An 18,348-nucleotide genomic window follows, 5' to 3' on the forward strand; every position below is an offset into this window, starting at 1 on the left:
CGATTAGCCGAGCGCGGGCTCGGCTCTACAGGAACGCGGCGGGCGGCCATACGCCGCCGATGGGTGACGTGGCGCCGTCGACCTGTTAACTTGCGCGCAACTTTCGTGGTTTACAGCATTCCCGCATGTCGCTCTCGTTGTACCGCCCCACCCGATCACTGCTGGTCCTGGCAGTTTCCCTCGGCCTAGCTTCCACCGCCGCCGCGGTCCCACAGGCCACCACGCTGGATGCCGTGCACGTCACCGCTGCCACTGATGCCAGTGCCCAGGCGCGCGAGGCATTGAAGCGTGTACCCGGCGCCAGCAACGTCATCGACGTGGCCAAGGCCGACAGCCGCCTTTCCAGCAGCGCCGATGTGCTGGCCTACCAGCCGGGCATCAGTGCGCAGTCGCCGGGCAATGAGGGCACCAAGATCTCGATCCGCGGTTCGGGCATCAACCGTGGCCCGGGTGCGCATGCGTCTGGTATTGCAGTTTCGATCGACGGGCTGCCGCTGACCGGACCGGGCGGCACGCCCTACGAGCTGCTCGAACCGCTGTGGCTTTCACGCGTGGAAGTGCTCCGCGGCGCCAACGGCTTCGAACGCGGCGCGCTCGCGCTGGGCGGCGCCATCGACTACGTCAGCCGCAGCGGACGTGATTCGGCGGGCGTGCAGCTGCACTACGAAGCGGGCAGCCGTGGCTACCAGAAACGCGGCATCAGCTGGGGCGGTGTCAACGGAGATCTCGATTACTTCCTGGCCTACACCGATACCGAGTTCGATGGTTATCAGCGCCATGCGCGCGGCGACGGCAAGGGCGCGATGGCCAACATCGGCTGGCAGATCACGCCCGACCTGCAGACGCGTTTCTTCGTGCGCTACCGCGAAACCAATCACGAAACGCCCGGTCGCTTGACCCGCGATCAGATCCGCAACGATCCGCATGCGGCAAACGCGGCCAACCTGGCCATCGATGCGCGCCGCCCGCAGCCGGGCAGCACCTGGGTGGCCAATGTCACCACGCTGCAGATCGACGAGGATTCTTCGCTGCAGGCCGGGCTGGTCTACCACACGTACCCGATGGACTTGAACGAGAGCCTGTACCGCCAGCAGCTGGACTACGCCAACCTCAACGCCACGCTGGACTACCACCACCGCCACCGGCTGTTCGGCCTGGACAGCCAAACCACGATCGGTCTGCGCGTCACCCACGATCTGGACGCCGATGTGCGCGAGTCGCTGCGCTTTGCCAGCAACGGCTATGCCGCCGGTACGCGCACGCGTGACTTCCGCCACCACGGCACCGACAGCACGCTGCACGTCGGCAATACCCTCACCTTCAACGACCGCCTGCGCATGCAGACCGGGCTGGCACTGATCAGCACCCGCCGCGACGTGCAGGTGACCTGGCCGAGCAGCGGAGGCCGCCTGCGCGACCACCACTGGGACTACGCGCCGCGGCTGGGCTTCACCTGGCAGCACAGCGCGCAGACGCAGTGGTTCGGCAACCTCAGCCGTTCGGTGGAGGCGCCGCACCCGTGGTCGATGATCTGGGGCTCGAACCAGTACTTCGGGCCGGGCAATGGCCCGTCTACCGGCCGCCAGCGCGCGCCGGTGCCGATGCAGAACCAGACCGCCACCACGCTGGAACTGGGCGCGCGCGGTGACGCGGCGCTGGGTCGCTGGGAACTGACCGGCTACTACGCCCACGTGAACCATGAATTGTTGAGCGTGGAGCTGCAGCCGGTACCGAACCTGTTCATCGCAGAGAACAACGCCAGCCCCACCGTGCACCGTGGCATCGAAGCCGGATTGGACAGCACACTGTGGCAGGCCGCGCCGGGGCGCCTGTCGTTGCGTCAGGCCTACACCTTCAGTGATTTCGGTTACCGCCACGATGCGCGCTTCGGCAGCAACCGCCTGCCGGGCCTGCCGCGCCACAGCTACCAGGCCGAGCTGCGCTTCGATCATGCCTCCGGCCTGTACGCCGCGCTGAACAGCGAATACGCCTCGCGCATCGCGGTGGACTACGCCAACAGCTACTGGGCCGATAGCCACGTGATCTTCGGCAGCCGCATCGGCTACGAGGCACCCGGTGGTCGCTGGCAGGCCTGGGCGGAGATGCGCAACATCGGCAACCGCCACTACGCGGCCACGGTCACGCCGGGCTACGACGACGCCGGCAAGGATGTTGCGCGCTCGACCCCGGGCGAAGGTCGTGGCCTCTATGCAGGCGTGCGCTGGCGCTTTGACTGATGGCCGCAGGCGGCGCCGGGTCTGACCCGGCGCCGTCGTTCCAGGGTCAGCCGATACGCCAGGCCGGCAGGCGTTCGCTGCGCTTCCAGATGGAAGGCGCGAAACCAATCAACACCAGCGCCGCCAGCCACTTCGGTGAGGTAGTGAGCAGTGTCGAGGTGAGCGAGCCACCGACGGGGGCGGCCATTTCCTGCCACGGGTTGTAGCCCAGGTAGACGACGCTGCCAGCCCACCACAACAACGCCAGGCCGATGCCCACCAGCAACAGAGCCAGCGTGCGGCAGGTCCAGCGCTGCGACGTGCTGCCCCATTCCCGCGACGCTGCGATCAGCAGACCCACCACCAGCAGCGACACTAATGCAACCAGCCCGATATCGACTTTGGGCCCGATGCGTTCATAGCTGCAGGCGCGACATTGCGCCTCTTCCGTGGCAGTGGCGGCTTCGGCGCCATCGGCCTGCCCGGCTGCGGGCTGTGCCAGCGCTGCAAACGGCATCAGTACCGCCAGCAGTGCCACCATGATCCAACGAAACAACGTCCTGTTCCTGCGTGCAGCGACATCCATGCGCTTGTCCTTGTCAGGGTTGGTTGAAGCCGGGCCACGTTCCGAGGCCCCCGGCGGATAATAGCGCAGAGTCGGGCAGGATCGAAAACTGCGCGTGCCTCTACGGCTTGGGGAGTACCAGGGGCGGACGGGCGCTGGCCGATCGTCGGCCTGGTATGGGCCATGACGCGCTACGGCATGCGATTGGCAACTTCAGCGGGCTGGCGCCGGAATGCCCGGCTGCTTCACGCCGGCCGCGCCTTGGTCACCGCCTCGATGCGATGGCCCTCGGGGTCGACCACGAACGCCGCATAGTAGGAGTCACCGTAATCGGGGCGCAGTCCGGGCGCACCGTTGTCAGTGCCACCGTTGGCCATGGCTGCTGCGTGGAACGCATCCACGGCCGCTGCGGACACCGCAGCGAACGCCACGTGGAAACCGGGGCCCGGCGCTGCTGCGTCATCACGCAGCTTCAGGCACAACGCGTCCTCATCTTCGACCAACCCGTAGCCGATCGCGGTCTCGTCCTCGAAAACCCGGCGAAACCCCAGTGTGGCGAGTGCGGCATCGTAAAAGCGGCCTGCGGCGTCGAGGTCACGGACGCCGAGGGAAAGGTGGTGCAACATGCAGACATCCTTGCCGGGCACGCAGTCGTGCGTTCAGGCCGATTCTAGCGTGCAGGTGGCGCGACTGCCTTCAGCAACTGCGCGGCCACCTGGTCGAACGGGGCGATGTCCTGCAGTGCGCGGCACATCGCCACCGCACCTTCCACACTGGCAATCACCAGATTGGCCAGCCCACCCGCGGCGACCAGATCGTGGCCGTCGGCAATGAAGGCTGCGGCCAGATGGCCCTGCCAACGTGCGAACACTTCAGCAGCTGCTGCACGGGGCTGGCTCGGAACTGCCTCCACCGGCTCCTCCACGGCAGCGGCCAGTACCGGGCAGCCCGCCCGGAACCCGGAGCGCAGCAGGCGCTCGCGCCACATTGCCAGGAACTGCTGCAGGCCCTGCACCGCCCCTCCCTTCAACAGCTCGACGAGAAGCGCCTCCACCTTATCGCCGGCCATGTAGGTGGCGCGCGCCAGAAGTTCCTGCTTGCCGCCAGGAAAATGGTGGTAGGTGGAGCCCAGCGGCGCCTCGGCCAGCTTGGTCACCTCACGAATGCTGGTGGCATTGAGGCCTACCCGCGCCAGCATCTGTGCTGCGGCATCAATCACCCGTTGCGGGGCATCAGAGGGTCGTGGACTCACGGCGATCGCCTTGCTAAGACAGTCGTCATAGATTAGCGTACCGGCCGTTCTATAACAGTCGTCATAGCCATGAATCTCTGGTTCCGCCTGCTCCATCTACTGCTTTGCAGCCTGTTCCGGCCCAAGCTGGAGGCCCCGTTCGGGGTCTCACGGCTGCAGTTCCGGGTACTGCCCAACGACCTGGACAGCAACCTGCACATGACCAACGGCCGCTACTGGAACATCTTCGATCTGGGCCGGCTGGACCTGATCCTGCGCATGGGCCTGGGCCGGGTGGCGCTGCGCGAGAAGTGGGCGCCGATTGTTGGTGCCGGCACCATCCAGTTCCGCCGCGAACTCAAGCCGTTCCAGCGCTTTACCCTGGAAACGCGCCTGGTGGGCTGGGTCGGCTCGCGCGGCATCATGGAGCAGCGCGTGCTGATCGGGCCCGAGCAGAAGATCGCCACACGTGCGCTGCTGGTCACCGGCATCTACGACCGCCGCGCGCGCCAGTTCCTGGGCATGCCGAAGATGATGGAAGCGATCGGCGTGGTCGCCCCACCGTCGCCGTCGCTCAGTGCAGCCGCCGAGGCGCTGCTGGCGGCCGATGCGGCGTTGAAGCAGGACGATGCCTGAGGCACAGATGGGGGCGACCTGCATGGGGCGCTTTCCGCCGCGCCGCAGTAGGCTGATTCCCCAGTACAGGGCGGTAGATCCGCTGCTGATCAGTTTCGATACGTGGTGGTCGACAAGCCTGCCTGCCGCTGCGACCTCTGCTGCAGCGCGCGCTTGACTGCCGCTTCGGCCAGCGGCGCCATCACCGCATAGCCCTTCGCCGTAGGATGCACGCCATCCTCGGCCAGCTGCGGATCGAGTCCGCCGGCGGCATTGGCCATCGGCGTGTGGTAGTCCAGATAGACCAGCTGCTGTGCATCGGCATGGCGCTTCAACGCCGTGTTCAGCGCACGCACCTTGGGCGCAGGCGCGATCCCGGGCATCCATGGGTAATCGCTGACCGGCAGCACCGATGCCAGCACCACGGCGATGCCATGTGCGCGGGCCAGGTCCACCATCGCGTGCAGGTTGTCTTCGATCATCGCCTGCGTGGATGGACCGGTGTTGCCTGCAATATCGTTGGTACCGGCCAGGATCACCACCACCTGTGGCTTCAGCGCCAGCACGTCTTGCGGGAAGCGCACCAGCATCTGTGCCGTGGTCTGGCCGCTGATACCGCGGTTGAGCCAGCCCTTGCCGGGGAAGAAAGCCGCGCTGCCTTCCCTGCCCCAGCCTTCGGTGATGGAGTCGCCGAAGAAGACCACGCGTGGCTGGCCCGGCGCCGCCGCGGGCAGTCGCGCGTTGGCATCACGATAGTGCTGCAGCTGCGGCCAATCAGCCAGGCGCTGCTGCATGAAACGAATCTCATCAGGGCGCAGCTGCTCTACGGGCTTGAGCAGCATCGGATTGACCGCGCCCGTTTCAGCAGCCGCGGTCGGAACGGTCAAGCCAATGCTGAAGGCGATGGCCAACGTTCCGGCAAGCACTACAGGAATACGCATGGAGACTCTCCCGGTTCACGGTGGCAGTCTAGCGCCCCGGCCTGCAATCAGCGTGCTGCCGCGCGCGCTGCCACGCCGGTCACCTTGGCCGGCATCCACATGCCGGGCGTCCAGCCACTGGCAGCCAGGATCGCCTTGGGGTTGTCCTGCTGGATCAGCGCGCGCACCGCATCACGCTTGTCCTTGGCCTGCAGGTAATAGGCCTTGGCGATGCGGTAACCCACCCAGTACCCCAGGTCGTAGGGTTCCTGCGAGCCCGGCATGTAGTTGTACAGCCACGGCGACAGATCGGTGCTGTCCAGATCCAGCGCGAACGCGCTTTCGATATGCACTTCCCGGCCACGGGTCCAGGCCGCGTGGCGCCCATTGCCGACGTTGCCGGAAATCAGTTCGGCGATGAACTCGGCGATGCCCTCGCCCAGCGAAACACGCAGCACTGTCGCGCGCGGGTCACCCGGCTCGAAGTCGATCAGGCCGGTCTGCTGGATGTGCACGTATTCGTGTGCGATCACATGCACGAAGCGGTCCTGCACATTGGGATTCATGAAATCGGCTGCGCACAGCGCTTCCAGGCCGATGATCACCCCGCTTTTCGAGGTCAGCCCGACCGGACGGCCACGGCCCACCGCGATGGTCACCGGCGGAAACGCGGCCTGTGGGTAGATCGCCTGCAGGTTGGAAAACACCTGCGTCAGGCGTTGCTTCACCGCTGGCAGTTCGGCCAGGCAGCTTCGTCCCTGCGCATACAGTTCCGGCTGGTTGGCGATGGACTCGACAATGCGCTCGGGGGTGACCCGGCGCACCTTCGCCAGTTCGGCCAGGCCCGCCGAACCCTCGGCCAGGTATCCACGCAGCTGCGCAACGCTGGGCTTGCCGCCAGCGCTGTCATAAAGTGCATAGAAACGGCTGACATCCTCGGTGAGGATCTGCGGCCCTGCCGGTACCGCTGCGGTGGCCATGCCTACCGCCCCGGCACAGGCCAGGGCCAACAGGCCGCGCAGGATCATGAACATCGCTCCGTCCTTGGTGGAGTGCATGCGAAGCGCGCAATCTATCACTCCGCCCGGCCCACTGCAGCAGGCGGATGCGGGCGCACCGGCGCTGTGCCAGACTCGCTTCGGCACCTGCCATGGAAGATGGAGCACCGCACGATGATGATCGTTCCCGCGTACTGGGCCGAAGCCCGCCTGCAGGCCCGTTTCCGTGGCCGGCCGGTGGTCGTGCGCCGCTTCGGCTGGTCCGACGAAGGCCCTGCCGAGGCGCAGGTGCACGCCGACCGCCGCGCCCACGAAGCCCTCAATGCCATCCTCGCCGGGCAGGTGCTGCCGCGTCGCGAAGTGCGCAGCAACTACGGCGTGGAGGGCGTTCCGATCCGCGAGCAGATCGTGCAGCGCGACGGCGACGTCATCATCACCCGCAACAGCTACGGTGCGCTCTGCCTCAATACCCCTGACGTGCTGTTCGCCGATATCGACCATGCGCAGCCACCGGCGGGTTGCGTGATGCCCGCTGTCATCGCCGCAGCGCTGCTGTTTGCTGGCGCCATCGTCGGCACCCTGCTGTGGCACTGGCTGGTGGGACTGGTATTGGGCGTGGCGGCCGTAGTGCTGGTGAATGCCGCGATGCTGATGCAGCGCAGGCGGCGGCTGGCCGCCGCCGGTGGCGCCGAAGGTGTGGCGCTGCAGCGGGTCGCGGCCTTCAGCGAACAGCATCCGGACTGGCATCTGCGCGCCTACCGCACGCCAGCCGGACTACGCGTGCTGGTCATGCATGCCACGTTCTCGCCCGAGGACGAGCAACTGCAGGCCTTCTTCAAGGCGCTGGGTACCGACGCCCTGTACGCGCGCATGTGCCGGCTGCAGCATTGCTTCCGTGCGCGACTGACACCGAAGCCCTGGCGCGTCGGCCTGAAATACCGCATCCGCCCACCGGTGGCCGCGTGGTCAGCCGAACAGGCCAACAACCCGGACCGTCTGGCCTGGATTGCCGAATACGAAAAGAAGAGCGCTGGCTTTGCCGCGTGCACCTACCTGCGCAGTTTCGGTGATACCGCGCGCATCCATGCCAAGGCCGAGCACGTGCGTGCGCTGCACGACCGCCTGTCGCACGCGCAGGACCGTCTGCCGCTGGCGTGAGCGCAGCAGGCGCTCAATCAGCGCCCTGTACGAACGGCTGTCCTGCCAGGGTAGTGCCCAGCCGCATCGCGACCTGCTGCCCGCCCTTTTCGAAGGTTGTTGCGCATTGCTTGGCGCCCTTCTGGCATCCAACTTCCGGAAAGCCCTCGAGTGACTCAGGCGCGCCCTGGACCGGACTCGCCTGCCACCCTGCCGCATCCATCAGGCGCTTGGCCTTGGCATAAGGCATGCCGGCAACAATGCCCAGCTGCGCCAGTTCGGAGGGGAGTGATTGCGCATGCAGGATCGGCGTCATCACCAGCGCCAACACTGCGGCGATACGTTTGGACTTCATTCGTGAAACCCCTGGCAGACAGCAACAGGCCTGCAGCGTATCGCAGCTTCCGCACGCCATTGCACCCGCATCACATACGGTTACGCAATCGCAACGGCCAATGACACGAGGTCACCCCGGGGCCGCATCCGGTTCGCTTCGCGCGCGGCCGGCGCATTGCTGGCCGAGTCGAGGACCGCGGAAAGCGCGTCCGGCTCGCTGCGTACCGCGTATATCACCCGGGTGCCGGTCAGCAGCAGGCTGTCGCCTGTTCAGCGACCGCGCTGGCGCTCGATTTCCGCTCGCAGTACCTGCAGCTGCGCCAGGTACTGCTGGAAGATGCCCAGATCCTGCTCGACCAGGCGTGGCCAGTCGGGCTTCGCATTCAGCAACTGCTCGACCTGCTGCTGCGGCGGGCGATCAAACCCTTCGCCCAGGACGGCCAGGTAGCGCTCCCTGAATCCCTCCGGATCCTGCTGGTCCTGTGCGAAGAGCTGCACCGCAATCAATCCGGCATACAGGTAATTGGCCAGGTAAAGCGGATCCTCATACATCAGCCGCTTGGATACCCAGGTGCTGCGCAGCTCGGGATACTGCTCCGATGCGCCCCCATACCGGCCCAGTACCTTCACCGTCATCGCATCAAGCGCGTCTGCGTTGCCAACCTCATCGGCGGCCACTTGCTGATAGATGGACTGTTCCAGATCGGCCTCTTCAGACGATACGAACAGCTGCAGGATGATGTCATCGAGCAACGACTTCAGGTAATACGCTTTGGCACGTGGATCGCTGGCCTGCCGATAGAGCTGATCGCGGAACTTCAGTTCGTTGTAGATGGCGAAGGCCTCGGTCAACCACTTGTTGCCGTTGCGCTGGAACGAGGATGCGCCACCGCGCTGCATCCACTGCCCATGCATGGCATGGCCGGCTTCGTGAGCGATCTGGACATCCCCCTCCAGATCGCCCTGTCGATGACCAACGAACAGCAGCGAAGGCGCGCCAGGGGCGCCGATCGAAAACGCATCCATCGCGCGCCGCCCTGCCGATCCACCCAGATCCATGTGTCCGCCCGCAGGATCGAGCAGCCCGCGCAGCCCTGTCACGTAGTCCGGCCCCAGCACCTGCATCGATGCCGCTGCCGCATCACGCAATTGCGCCAGGTCAAGCGGCGGAGGGATATAGCCCGCATCAGGCAGGCCCATGTCCCAGATCCTTGGGGAGGCTTGGCCCATGCGCTCAAGATGGGTCAACTGCATCTGTTGGTAGTTGCGTCGCAGCGGCGCGTGGCGCGCTACCGCCGCCAGTGTCGCGTCGACGGCGGCCTGATCCAGGCCCATGTGCCGGTAGCTGCGGTCAGGCGCAGTTCCATCGCCCTGCAGTTCCGACGCTTGCTCGTTGAGGCGGACCAGGCCCAGCAGCACCGTTGCCATTTCGCTGCGCCGCGACGCCATTCCCTGCCAGTAAGCACGCCATGCCGCTTCGCGCAGTGAACGGTCCGGCAGGCGGGAAAGGGCTCGCGCATCGGTGCGGCTGTCAAACGTGCCGCCTTCATGTTCGAAGCGCGCAAAGGGCGCCGATTGCAGCAGCTGCCGGTGCAGTCGCCCGAAGCTGTCCAGCGCCGGGTCGGCCAACGTGTCGACCGCATCCACCAGCGCGGCATTGGCCGGCTGCACACCCTCCCGCAACGCCCGTTCACGCAGGTCGGCATGCGGCTCGATCCAGGCAGCCTGCGCGGGCGCATCACGTAATGCCTGCTTGGCAATCGCCGCGATGCGTCCACATGTGTCGGCCACTTCGCCCTGGGTGTTGGCCAGCCGGGCATCATCAGCATTGCGCGCTGCCTGAAGATGCAGGTAGCCATGGTGCCGGAGGCACTCGCCATACAGCTGCTCGGCCTGCTGGAACCGCACGTCTGGCGGCGCCTGAAGGGCCTTGAGGGCATCGGTGCTGCGCTCGAGGTTCTGCCATGCCTCACGTTCAAGGGAGGCGCTGCCAAAGTAGCTGCGGTCATCTGCCCGCAGAGCCTGCGCTTCCACTCCGTGTGTCATCCCGGCCAACAGCGTCGCGATGACAAAAGTGATGGCGCGCATTCCAATGCGATGCATCGATGTCTCCTGGTCCGTTTCCATTCCCAGCTTAGCAGCCCGGGTGGCCCCGCATGCCGCATGGCAGGTGGCTTCCCGATTCCCGATTGCGCATCCGGATCCAGGCCGTCTGCCCACTCACATCCCGAGACAGAAAGGCCACCCGGAGGTGGCCTTTCTGTTCCCTTACTTGGCGTTCTTCACGTAGGTGTCGAACCAGTTCAGCATTTCCGCCACCAGCTGCTCGTTCGATTCCAATGCGGTGTACCAGTGCGGTTCGTTCGGCAGCATCACCAGGCGGGTGGTGCCGCCGTTACCGCGGATCGCCTGGTACAGCTTGCGCGACTGGAACGGCTCGGTGCCCGGGTTGGCGTCGTCCTCGCCGTGGACCAGCAGCAGCGGCAGCTTGATCTTGTCGGCATAGAAGAACGGCGAGGCCTTCAGGTACACGTCCTGCGCCTGCCAGACCGAGCGGCGTTCGTTCTGGAAGCCGAACGGGGTGAAGGTCTTGTTGTACGAACCGCTGGTCGCCACACCGGCCTTGAACAGCTTGGTGTGCGCGATCAGGTTGGCGGTCATCAGGCCGCCATGGCTGTGACCGGTCACGCCGATGCGGTTGCGGTCGACCACGCCCATGTCCACGGCCTTGTCCACCGCCGCCTTGGCGTCGGCTTCCAGCTGCTCCAGGTAGGTGTCGTAGGCGTTCTTCGGGTCACCCACGATCGGGAACGAGGCGTTGTCGATGATCGCGTAGCCGGCCAGCAGCATCAGGCGGTACGGCTGCAGGCGGGTGAAGGTCTGCTGCGAACCGGACACCTGGCCGGCCTGCGCGGCATTGGCGAAGTCGGCCGGGTACGCATACAGGATCGCCGGCACGCGCTGGCCTTCCTTGTAGCCCGGCGGCGTGTACAGGGTGAACGACAGGTCCACGCCGTCGGCACGCTTGTAGGTCACCAGCTGCTTCTTGATCTGGCGCACCTCCGGGGTCGGGTCGACCAGCTTGGTCAGCGCGGTCGTGGTGGACGCGAACTGCGCCTCGCCGGCCTTCGCGTCGGCCACCGCCTCACCCTGCTGGCGGATGAAGGCATTCGGCGGATCGATCACCGACTGGTGCCAGGTCAGGTAGCGCCCCGGCGTGTTGCTGAAACCGAGGAACTGCTCGTAGGCATCGGCGCTGCTGCGGAACAGGCGCTCGCTTTTCAGCGTGCCCAGGTCGAGGCGGTCCAGGAACGGACGGTCGCCCTGCGGCGAGGCGCCACGGCCGCTCAGGAACACGTGATTACCCTCCTGGCGCACGACCTGTGCGCCGTTCGGCAGGCGGGTAAAGACCAGGTTGCCGGGGTTGCCGTACAGCTCATCGCTGGACATGTCCCACAGCAGGCGGCCTTCCTTCTTCGGCTGGTCCACATCGACGATGCGGGTCTGCATCCAGTGGCGGTTCTCGTCGTTCTCGAACTGGAACGCCACGGCCGGATCGGCAGTCCATGCGAAGCCCTCAAATCGCTGCGCGGTACGGGTGATTTCGGTCGGCTTGCCGTTGAACGGCGCCTTCAGCATCAGCACGCGATCGCGATGCGGCACGTTGACCTTCCAGTCGCCCTTGTCCAGCGCTTCGGCATAGACCAGGGTGGCCGGATCGGTGGCACGCCAGTCGAAACCGCGCGGACCTTCCGGTACGCCGTGCACCGGCACGCGGTCGGCCAACGGCAGGCTGGCGATCGGCGTGGACTTGCCGCTGGCGATGTCCAGCACGGCCACGTCGTTGGCGAAGCGCTGGTAGGTCACCGCATGCGAATACGGTGCCTTGATCGATTCGGTCAGCACGTGCACGCCATCGGGCGCGGCGCTGACTTCATTGAACAGCGCCGGTTGCCCGACCGGGCGCACGCGGTTGGCGACGGTATCGACCACGGCCAGCTGCGAGGTACCGTAATAGGCGAACAGCTTCTCGTCATGGACGCTGGTCAGCGTGTCGCGGGCTTCGTAGGTGCTGCTTTCGCCGCTGCTGCCCAGCGACTCCTGCGCGTCCGGACCGGTCGGCACGCCGCCATTGGACGGCGCCGGGCCCTGGTTGGCCGGCACCAGCTTCACCAGCAGGTTCTGGCTGCCGCCCAGCCACTGCACGGTATAGCCGAAAATCGGGTTCAGCTGCACGTTCGGCACCTGCTTCACCTGGCCGGTTGCCGCATCGCCCACCCACAGCTGTACGCTGGTATCGACCGCATTCTGGAAGGCGAAGTGGCTGCCATCGGCCGACCACAACGCGCCGGTGGCGCAGCCCTGCGGCAGGTTGACCTTGGTCTCCTTGCCGCTGCCGATGTCGACCAGGGTGAAGTCGGCCACGCAGGCCGGAATGCCGTAGCCACCGGGGGTGTCATGGCGACTGCGGTTCTTCGGTTCCAGGCGCACGCCGGCCAGCTTCAGATACGGCTGGGCGACACGGCTGATCGAAGGGTAGGTCTGCGCAGTGGTCAGCAGCAGGCGCTGCCCCCCCGGGGCCACGTTCGGCGCTGGCGGCGGCGGCGCCTTCAGCACCTTGAGCAGGTGTTCCGGCGGCTTTGCGTAATCGGCAAGCGCCGGGCCAGCGGCCAGCAGGCCGACGGTGGCAACGGCAACGGCCGCCGCCAGAGAGGTTCGACGGATCAGCATCCTTATCCCCTGGGTGTGAATGGGTACCCGGCATCGGGCATGAACCGGAATCTAGCACCGCAGGGGTTGTCGTGAATGGGCCGGAAGGGCTAGTGGCCGGATGGGGCAAAGTGCGGCCCCGGCAGGTGCCGCGGAACTGCCGGCACCTGCCGGGCGTGGCCTGGCACTACTGCTGCGCGTGCAGGTCCCAGGTGGCCAGGTAGTCGGGGTCGACCACGATCATGCCGCTGGTGCGCATGCGGTACTCGCCGGGCTCGGCCGGTTGGTACTGGTCCAGCATCGGTGGCAGGTAGCGCTCGTGGCCATCATTCTCGTCGGCCAGCACCACGCCCTCGTCGGCGCTGATGCGTAGCACCGTGCCGGCATACTGCTCCAGCCCCTTTACCTGGCCGTCGCCGCCATAGCGGGTCACCCCTACCAGTACGACCTTGCCGATCATTTCCTCGACCTTGGCGTCGTCCAAGGGCGGCAGCATGGGAGTGAATTCGTCGCTCATCGGTGCACCTCCGTAGCCTGCAGGACATCGTGGATGAGGTTTCCGCTTCGCAGTGCGCGTCGCTGGCAGCCGAGCAGGTACCCAGCCTGGAGCCTCTGCATCGAGAGTGCCAGTACGCCCATGAACCCAAGGGTTCCTGGAGCACGATGCTGCCATCGCAGGCGGAAGGGACAGGTGAAGGCCGAAATCGGTCCTCGCCGATCAGAGGGTTGCACCTGCACCCACGCTAGAATGCACGCATGCGCACCGTACATGCCCTCCGCTACATCACGCCCTTGCGGGAAGGTGGCTCCCTGCCGGCCGTGGTCGAGACCGACGACGACGGCATGGCCGTGCTGAAGTTTCGTGGCGCCGGCCAGGGCCCGAAAGCGTTGATCGCCGAGCTGATCGCCGGCGAGATGGCACGCACGCTGGGCCTGCCGATTCCGGAAATCCTGTTCGTCGAGCTGGACCGCGAGTTCGCCCGCACTGAGCCCGACCCGGAGATCCAGGAGCTGATCCGCGCCAGCGAGGGCCTGAATCTGGGCCTGGACTATTTGCCCGGCGCGATCAATTACGATCCGGCGGCAATGCCGGTGGATCCAGACCTCGCCTCGCGCATCGTCTGGTTCGATGCGTTCACCAGCAACGTCGATCGCACCACGCGCAATCCCAACCTGATGGTGTGGCATCGAAAGCTGTACCTGATCGATCACGGTGCCGCCATGTATTTCCATCACGACTGGGCCAACGCCGGCGATGCCTGCGAAAAGCCGTTCGTGCTGATCCGCGACCACGTGCTGCTGTCGTTCGCCAGCCGCGTCGCCGAGGTGGATGCCGAACTGGCCGCGCGCCTGACCGATGCCGAGATCGAGCGCATCGTCGGCCTGGTGCCGGACAGCTGGCTGGTCAACGAGCCGGCATTCGAAAGCCCGCAGGCCTATCGCCAAGGCTACATCGACTATCTCAAGCATCGCCTGAAAGTGCGTGCGGTGTTCGTGCAGGAGGCCATCCGTGCCCACGCTGCACACGTATGACTATGCGGTCATCCGCGTGGTACCGCGGGTGGAACGCGAGGAGTTCATCAACGTCGGGGTGATCGTCTCCTGTCCTGGCGCGCGTCATCTGGAGGCGGCCATCGAGATCGATCCTGCGCGCCTGCGCGCCTTCGCGCCGGCTCTGGACCAGGAGGCGCTGCAGCCGTGGCTGGATGCGATCGTGGCGATCTGTCGCGGCGACGCCAGCGCCGGGCCGATCGCACAGCTGCCCGCGCGTGCGCGCTTCCATTTCCTTACCGCCAAGCGCAGTTCGGTTGTGCAGATGTCGAGCACGCATGTGGGCCGCACGGCGGACCCGGCGGGCGTGGTGGAACACTTGATGACGAAGATGGTGCGGGTGCCGGCACCAACCGAGCAACATTGATTGGGTAGAGTCGACTGTTAGTCGACTAACGCGCGCAGCGTGGGCTCTTTGGCTGTGGTTGAGAAAGGCAGTCGACTAACAGTCGACTCTACCCAGTCGACTCTACCCAGTCGACTCTACCCGGTAGACGCCACCGGGCCGGTCCCATCACCGTGCGCGTTCGCCTGTCGACTCAAGCTCGCTCAACGGCCAGCGGCACCATCCATACGGATCGTCACTGATCTGCGCGGCAAGACCGGCTTGAACGGGATTTGCCAGAATGTAGCAAGCGTGCCTGTGCAGCGACGCGTCACTGCGGATCGCATGATCGCAATAACCCGCCTGCCAGATTGCCCCCCGGCTCCCTCGCCGTCGGTTTATTAGAAAGCTGCTGCGTGCCTTGAAACGCTGCACGCAGTAGCCCAGCGATTGACCACGAAGTTGAGCCAGCCAGTGAAGATGATCCGGCATGATGATCCAGGCAAGTGATGCAGCCAGGCCTTCCCGATCCATCGATCCGAGGAGCTGCATGGCAAGGTCGGCATTGGCAGGACAATCGAAGACGCGATGGCGGTTCCGGCACACCATGGTGATGGTGTAGACATTGCCCGCGATGGATCGCCGCCCGGAAAGCAGTTGGGGACTTGGCATGAGTTCGAGAATGCCCGCCCGCATGGATTTCCGGCATCGGTTCACTACCAATGCCAGAATCAGGGATCCTCTCGATACAGCGTCCGGGGATGTGGAGTCGCCTGGGTAGAGTCGACTGTTAGTCGACTATCGCGCGAAGCGCGGGCTTTCCAGCGTGGGAGAGAAGAGCAGTCGACCAACAGTCGACGCTACCCGGTCGGCTCTACCCAGCCGGTCATACCTGTCGGCCCTACCTGGGCAGCGCAAACGCCATCACGTAATCGCCGTTCGGGGTTTCCATGAAATGGTGGCCCCCGGCCATGATCACCACGTACTGGCGCCCACCCTGCTCGTACACCATCGGGTTGGCCTGGCCGCCGGCAGGCAGCTTGGCATGCCAAAGCTCCTTGCCGGTCTTCAGGTCGATGGCGCGCAGCAGGTCATCGGTGGCGGCGGCGATGAAGATCAGGCCGCTGGCGGTCACTACCGAACCACCGTTGTTCGGCGTGCCGATCTCGATCGGCAGGCCGGAACGGATGCCGAACGGACCATTGCCGCGCGCACTGCCGAACGGGCGGTCCCATAGCAGCTTGCCGGTGCGCAGGTCGATGGCACGGATGCCGCCATAGGGCGGCTGCTTGCACAGCAGGCCGGTGAATGGCAGGCGCCAACCGGCGTTGACGTCGATGGCATACGGCGTGCCGACCTGCGGATCGCCGGCGCCCTCGCCACCGCCCTTGTCGGCGCGGATCTTCTCGCGCGGCAACCAGCCCAGCCGGTCGGCCTCCGCGCGTGGCACCAGCCGGTTGTAGTTGGGCATGTCGTTGTAGTTGGCTACGATCACGCCGCGTCGCGTGTCGATGGACACGCTGCCCCAGTCCGAGCCGCCGTTGTAGCCGGGGTATTCGATGGAATGGCGCTCGCTGCTCGGCGGCGTGTAGAAGCCTTCGTAGTACGCCTTGCGGAACTGGATGCGGCAGACCAGCTGGTCGATCGGGGTGATGCCCCACATGTCACGCTCGGTCAGGTCATGCTCGCGACGCAGCGTGTGGTACAGCGAGAACAGCTGGGTGGGTGAACGCTGCTCGGGCTCGACGCCACCCACCGGTACCTTGCGCTCTTCGGCAGCGGTCAGCAGCTGGCCGTTGCGGCGGTCGAGAATGTAGATGTCACCCTGCTTGGTCGGCAGCAGGATCGCCGGCACCTTGCCTGCAGCCGTCGGGTAGTCGATCAGGCTGGCCTGCGAACCGAGGTCGTAGTCCCACACATCCTTGCGCACGGCCTGGAAATGCCAGGCCGGCTTGCCAGTGCTAACGTCGATCGCCACCAGCGAGGTCGAGTAGCGGTTCTGGTTTTCCGTGCGTGAGCCACTCCAGTAGTCGCCGGCTGAATTGCCCAGCGGCAGGTAGACCAGCCCGAGCGCCTCATCACCGGTGGCCGTGGTCCACATGTTCGGGGTGCCACGCGTATAGGTCTGCTCGCGTGGCGGCAGTCCGCTGCGCTCGGGCTGGTCCATGTCCCACGCCCAGCGCAGCTTGCCGCTGACCGCGTCGTAGGCCTGGATCACGCCCGACGGCGCATCGCGGCGCTGCCCATCCAGCACCTGGTGACCCGTGACGATCACTCCACGCACGATGGCCGGTGGCGAGGTGATCGAAACATAGCCCGGTGGGACCTCGCCCATGCCCAGGGTGATGTCGACCTGGCCGTTGTTGCCGAAATTCACGCACGGACGGCCGCTGTCCGCGTCCACTGCAATGATGCGCCCGTCCAGCGTGCCTTCGATGATGCGCGCCCAGCACGCCGGACGGCTGCCGGGTGCGGCGCTGCGGGTGACCGTTGGCGGTGGCTCGGGAAGGGCCAGATCCGCAGCGGCATCGGCCAACGCCGCATCGGCAATGGTCGGCGTGCTGGGCTGCTCGTAATAGCTCACGCCACGACAGGCGGCGGTATACGGAATCGAAGCATCCCTCACCTTTGGATCGAACCGCCACAGTTCCTTGCCACTGGCGGCGTCGAGTGCGATCAGGCGGTTGCGCGCGGTGCACAGGTACAGGCGGTCGCCGACCTTCAGCGGCGTGGTTTCCGCACCCCAGCGCTTGTTCGGCATGTCGCCAGTACGGAACTGCCAGGCCAGCTGCAACGTGGCCACGTTGGCCGGGGTGATCTGCTGCAGCGGCGAGTAGCGGGTGCCGGCATTGCTGCGCCCCCAGGCCGGCCAGTCGCCTTCGGCGGGCTGGTCAGCCGGCTGCAGGCCAGTGGTATCGCGCGTAGGTTCCAGTCCGGCACTGGCTGCGCCTTCCGGGAATGGCAAGTGCCCATCCACTTCGCCATGCGGGGCGAAAGCCAGACCGAAGGCCGCCACGAACACCAGCATCAGCACGCACGCCACGCTGCGCGACAGGCGCTTTGAAACCGGTTCGCGAAGGGTCGGCGCGAGCAGCGCCAGCACGATGCCGAGCGCGGTCACCAGGCCCAGCCGCGGCACCCAGCGCCAGTAGTCGCTGCCTGACTCCCACCAGGTCCACAGCAGCGTACCAATGAACACCAGTGCGTACAGCAGCGCCCCGCTGCGGCGGTTGCCGAACAACAGGATGCCGCTGGCCAGCAGGCCGGCCCCGGCGATGGCGTAGTAGGCCGAGCCCCCGAGACTGAGCAGCCACGCCCCCAGGCCGCCGATGACCAGGCCGAGCACGACCAGCAGCAGCGACAGCACGGTGACAAGGGGATGCCGGGAGGCGCGGGCAGGAGCGGACTGCGGCGTGGCGGACATCGTCGATCTCCGGGGGCAGCATGCGCCCTTATCCCACCGCCGATGTGAAGCGCGCGCGTATTTTCTGGGTGGACCTGACGGGGTGATCGTCGGCTGGGTGGTTGCCGACTGGGTGATTGTCGGCTGGGTGATTGTCGGCTGGGTGATTGTCGGCTGGGTGATTGTCGGCTGGGTAGAGTCGACTGTTGGTCGACTATCGCGCGCAGCGCGGGCTTTTCATCGCCCTGCGCAGAGCAGTCGACTGACAGTCGACTCTACCGCAGCGATCGGAGAATCCACCACGAAGATCCGCAGAAATGACGACGCCGGCACAGGGCCGG

16 protein-coding genes are annotated in these 18,348 nt (G+C 66.0%); 5 read left to right on the forward strand and 11 right to left on the reverse strand.

What is annotated here, in order from left to right; genetic code table 11:
* Positions 1-125 precede the first annotated feature (125 nt).
* Complete coding sequence (locus tag AC5P6A_RS17160; protein WP_155029796.1) at positions 126-2,237, forward strand: TonB-dependent receptor family protein; 2,112 nt, start codon at positions 126-128, stop codon at positions 2,235-2,237.
* Positions 2,238-2,283: 46 nt separating this feature from the next.
* Here AC5P6A_RS17160 and AC5P6A_RS17165 read toward each other — a convergent pair whose 3' ends face one another.
* The 3 genes from AC5P6A_RS17165 to AC5P6A_RS17175 form a co-directional block, all read right to left on the reverse strand.
* Positions 2,284-2,802 carry a hypothetical protein gene (locus AC5P6A_RS17165; protein ID WP_021202757.1) on the reverse strand — a complete coding sequence of 173 codons (519 nt, stop codon included), beginning with the start codon at positions 2,800-2,802 and terminating at the stop codon, positions 2,284-2,286.
* A gap of 224 nt (positions 2,803-3,026) precedes the next feature.
* On the reverse strand, positions 3,027-3,407 hold the full coding sequence (locus AC5P6A_RS17170) for a VOC family protein (RefSeq protein ID WP_164144609.1): 381 nt from the start codon (positions 3,405-3,407) through the stop codon (positions 3,027-3,029).
* A gap of 44 nt (positions 3,408-3,451) precedes the next feature.
* Complete coding sequence (locus tag AC5P6A_RS17175) at positions 3,452-4,033, reverse strand: TetR/AcrR family transcriptional regulator (RefSeq protein ID WP_164144610.1); 582 nt, start codon at positions 4,031-4,033, stop codon at positions 3,452-3,454.
* A 69-nt stretch (positions 4,034-4,102) separates the two neighbouring features.
* On the opposite strand from AC5P6A_RS17175, the gene AC5P6A_RS17180 reads away from it, so the two are divergent.
* Entirely contained in the window at positions 4,103-4,648 is a 546-nt protein-coding gene (locus tag AC5P6A_RS17180) for a thioesterase family protein (RefSeq protein ID WP_019660345.1), read from the forward strand.
* A gap of 89 nt (positions 4,649-4,737) precedes the next feature.
* On the opposite strand, the gene AC5P6A_RS17185 is transcribed toward AC5P6A_RS17180, so the two are convergent.
* Complete coding sequence (locus AC5P6A_RS17185; RefSeq protein ID WP_134730852.1) at positions 4,738-5,568, reverse strand: SGNH/GDSL hydrolase family protein; 831 nt, start codon at positions 5,566-5,568, stop codon at positions 4,738-4,740.
* Between the two features lie 47 nt (positions 5,569-5,615).
* Positions 5,616-6,581 (reverse strand): DUF2268 domain-containing putative Zn-dependent protease, encoded by a 966-nt coding sequence (locus AC5P6A_RS17190; protein WP_180877805.1) that lies wholly within the window; start codon positions 6,579-6,581, stop codon positions 5,616-5,618.
* A 138-nt stretch (positions 6,582-6,719) separates the two neighbouring features.
* Between AC5P6A_RS17190 and AC5P6A_RS17195 the strand changes: the two genes are divergently transcribed.
* A complete protein-coding gene (locus AC5P6A_RS17195) occupies positions 6,720-7,703 on the forward strand; it encodes a hypothetical protein (RefSeq protein WP_346715080.1) in 984 nt (327 codons plus the stop codon).
* Positions 7,704-7,716: 13 nt separating this feature from the next.
* On the opposite strand, the gene AC5P6A_RS17200 is transcribed toward AC5P6A_RS17195, so the two are convergent.
* The 4 genes from AC5P6A_RS17200 to AC5P6A_RS17215 all read right to left on the reverse strand — a co-directional run bounded on the left by AC5P6A_RS17200 (position 7,717) and on the right by AC5P6A_RS17215 (position 13,245).
* The gene (locus tag AC5P6A_RS17200; protein WP_058981328.1) at positions 7,717-8,037 is read right to left on the reverse strand and encodes a hypothetical protein; all 321 of its coding nucleotides are present in this window, start codon (positions 8,035-8,037) and stop codon (positions 7,717-7,719) included.
* A gap of 251 nt (positions 8,038-8,288) precedes the next feature.
* Positions 8,289-10,121: a M3 family metallopeptidase gene (locus AC5P6A_RS17205; protein WP_429001275.1), complete on the reverse strand. Its 1,833-nt coding sequence runs from the start codon at positions 10,119-10,121 to the stop codon at positions 8,289-8,291.
* A gap of 165 nt (positions 10,122-10,286) precedes the next feature.
* Entirely contained in the window at positions 10,287-12,749 is a 2,463-nt protein-coding gene (locus tag AC5P6A_RS17210) for a S9 family peptidase (protein ID WP_346469907.1), read from the reverse strand.
* Positions 12,750-12,915: 166 nt separating this feature from the next.
* A complete protein-coding gene (locus tag AC5P6A_RS17215; RefSeq protein ID WP_099605154.1) occupies positions 12,916-13,245 on the reverse strand; it encodes a hypothetical protein in 330 nt (109 codons plus the stop codon).
* Between the two features lie 239 nt (positions 13,246-13,484).
* Between AC5P6A_RS17215 and AC5P6A_RS17220 the strand changes: the two genes are divergently transcribed.
* A complete protein-coding gene (locus tag AC5P6A_RS17220) occupies positions 13,485-14,261 on the forward strand; it encodes a HipA family kinase (protein ID WP_155029802.1) in 777 nt (258 codons plus the stop codon).
* Complete coding sequence (locus AC5P6A_RS17225) at positions 14,239-14,646, forward strand: DUF3037 domain-containing protein (protein WP_154351077.1); 408 nt, start codon at positions 14,239-14,241, stop codon at positions 14,644-14,646. Before AC5P6A_RS17220 ends, AC5P6A_RS17225 begins: the two co-directional genes overlap by 23 nt.
* Positions 14,647-14,793: 147 nt before the next feature.
* On the opposite strand, the gene AC5P6A_RS17230 is transcribed toward AC5P6A_RS17225, so the two are convergent.
* Together AC5P6A_RS17230 and AC5P6A_RS17235 are read right to left on the reverse strand one after the other, a co-directional pair.
* Positions 14,794-15,300 carry an REP-associated tyrosine transposase gene (locus AC5P6A_RS17230; protein WP_233653970.1) on the reverse strand — a complete coding sequence of 169 codons (507 nt, stop codon included), beginning with the start codon at positions 15,298-15,300 and terminating at the stop codon, positions 14,794-14,796.
* A gap of 205 nt (positions 15,301-15,505) precedes the next feature.
* The gene (locus AC5P6A_RS17235) at positions 15,506-18,028 is read right to left on the reverse strand and encodes a membrane-bound PQQ-dependent dehydrogenase, glucose/quinate/shikimate family (protein WP_164144614.1); all 2,523 of its coding nucleotides are present in this window, start codon (positions 18,026-18,028) and stop codon (positions 15,506-15,508) included.
* Between the last annotated feature and the right edge of the window lie 320 nt (positions 18,029-18,348).

It is taken from the genome of Stenotrophomonas sp. YJH_SMC_20 (assembly GCF_059367845.1).

Excerpts from the sequence above, each read along its gene's own strand:
- AC5P6A_RS17160 (WP_155029796.1), top strand. The coding sequence starts at position 126 with ATGTCGCTCTCGTTGTACCGCCCCACCCGATCACTGCTGGTCCTGGCA.
- AC5P6A_RS17165 (WP_021202757.1), bottom strand. The coding sequence starts at position 2,802 with ATGGATGTCGCTGCACGCAGGAACAGGACGTTGTTTCGTTGGATCATG.
- AC5P6A_RS17170 (WP_164144609.1), bottom strand. The coding sequence starts at position 3,407 with ATGTTGCACCACCTTTCCCTCGGCGTCCGTGACCTCGACGCCGCAGGC.
- AC5P6A_RS17180 (WP_019660345.1), top strand. The coding sequence starts at position 4,103 with ATGAATCTCTGGTTCCGCCTGCTCCATCTACTGCTTTGCAGCCTGTTC.
- AC5P6A_RS17185 (WP_134730852.1), bottom strand. The coding sequence starts at position 5,568 with ATGCGTATTCCTGTAGTGCTTGCCGGAACGTTGGCCATCGCCTTCAGC.
- AC5P6A_RS17190 (WP_180877805.1), bottom strand. The coding sequence starts at position 6,581 with ATGTTCATGATCCTGCGCGGCCTGTTGGCCCTGGCCTGTGCCGGGGCG.
- AC5P6A_RS17195 (WP_346715080.1), top strand. The coding sequence starts at position 6,720 with ATGATGATCGTTCCCGCGTACTGGGCCGAAGCCCGCCTGCAGGCCCGT.
- AC5P6A_RS17200 (WP_058981328.1), bottom strand. The coding sequence starts at position 8,037 with ATGAAGTCCAAACGTATCGCCGCAGTGTTGGCGCTGGTGATGACGCCG.
- AC5P6A_RS17205 (WP_429001275.1), bottom strand. The coding sequence starts at position 10,121 with ATGCATCGCATTGGAATGCGCGCCATCACTTTTGTCATCGCGACGCTG.
- AC5P6A_RS17210 (WP_346469907.1), bottom strand. The coding sequence starts at position 12,749 with ATGCTGATCCGTCGAACCTCTCTGGCGGCGGCCGTTGCCGTTGCCACC.
- AC5P6A_RS17215 (WP_099605154.1), bottom strand. The coding sequence starts at position 13,245 with ATGAGCGACGAATTCACTCCCATGCTGCCGCCCTTGGACGACGCCAAG.
- AC5P6A_RS17220 (WP_155029802.1), top strand. The coding sequence starts at position 13,485 with ATGCGCACCGTACATGCCCTCCGCTACATCACGCCCTTGCGGGAAGGT.
- AC5P6A_RS17230 (WP_233653970.1), bottom strand. The coding sequence starts at position 15,300 with ATGCGGGCGGGCATTCTCGAACTCATGCCAAGTCCCCAACTGCTTTCC.
- AC5P6A_RS17235 (WP_164144614.1), bottom strand. The coding sequence starts at position 18,028 with ATGTCCGCCACGCCGCAGTCCGCTCCTGCCCGCGCCTCCCGGCATCCC.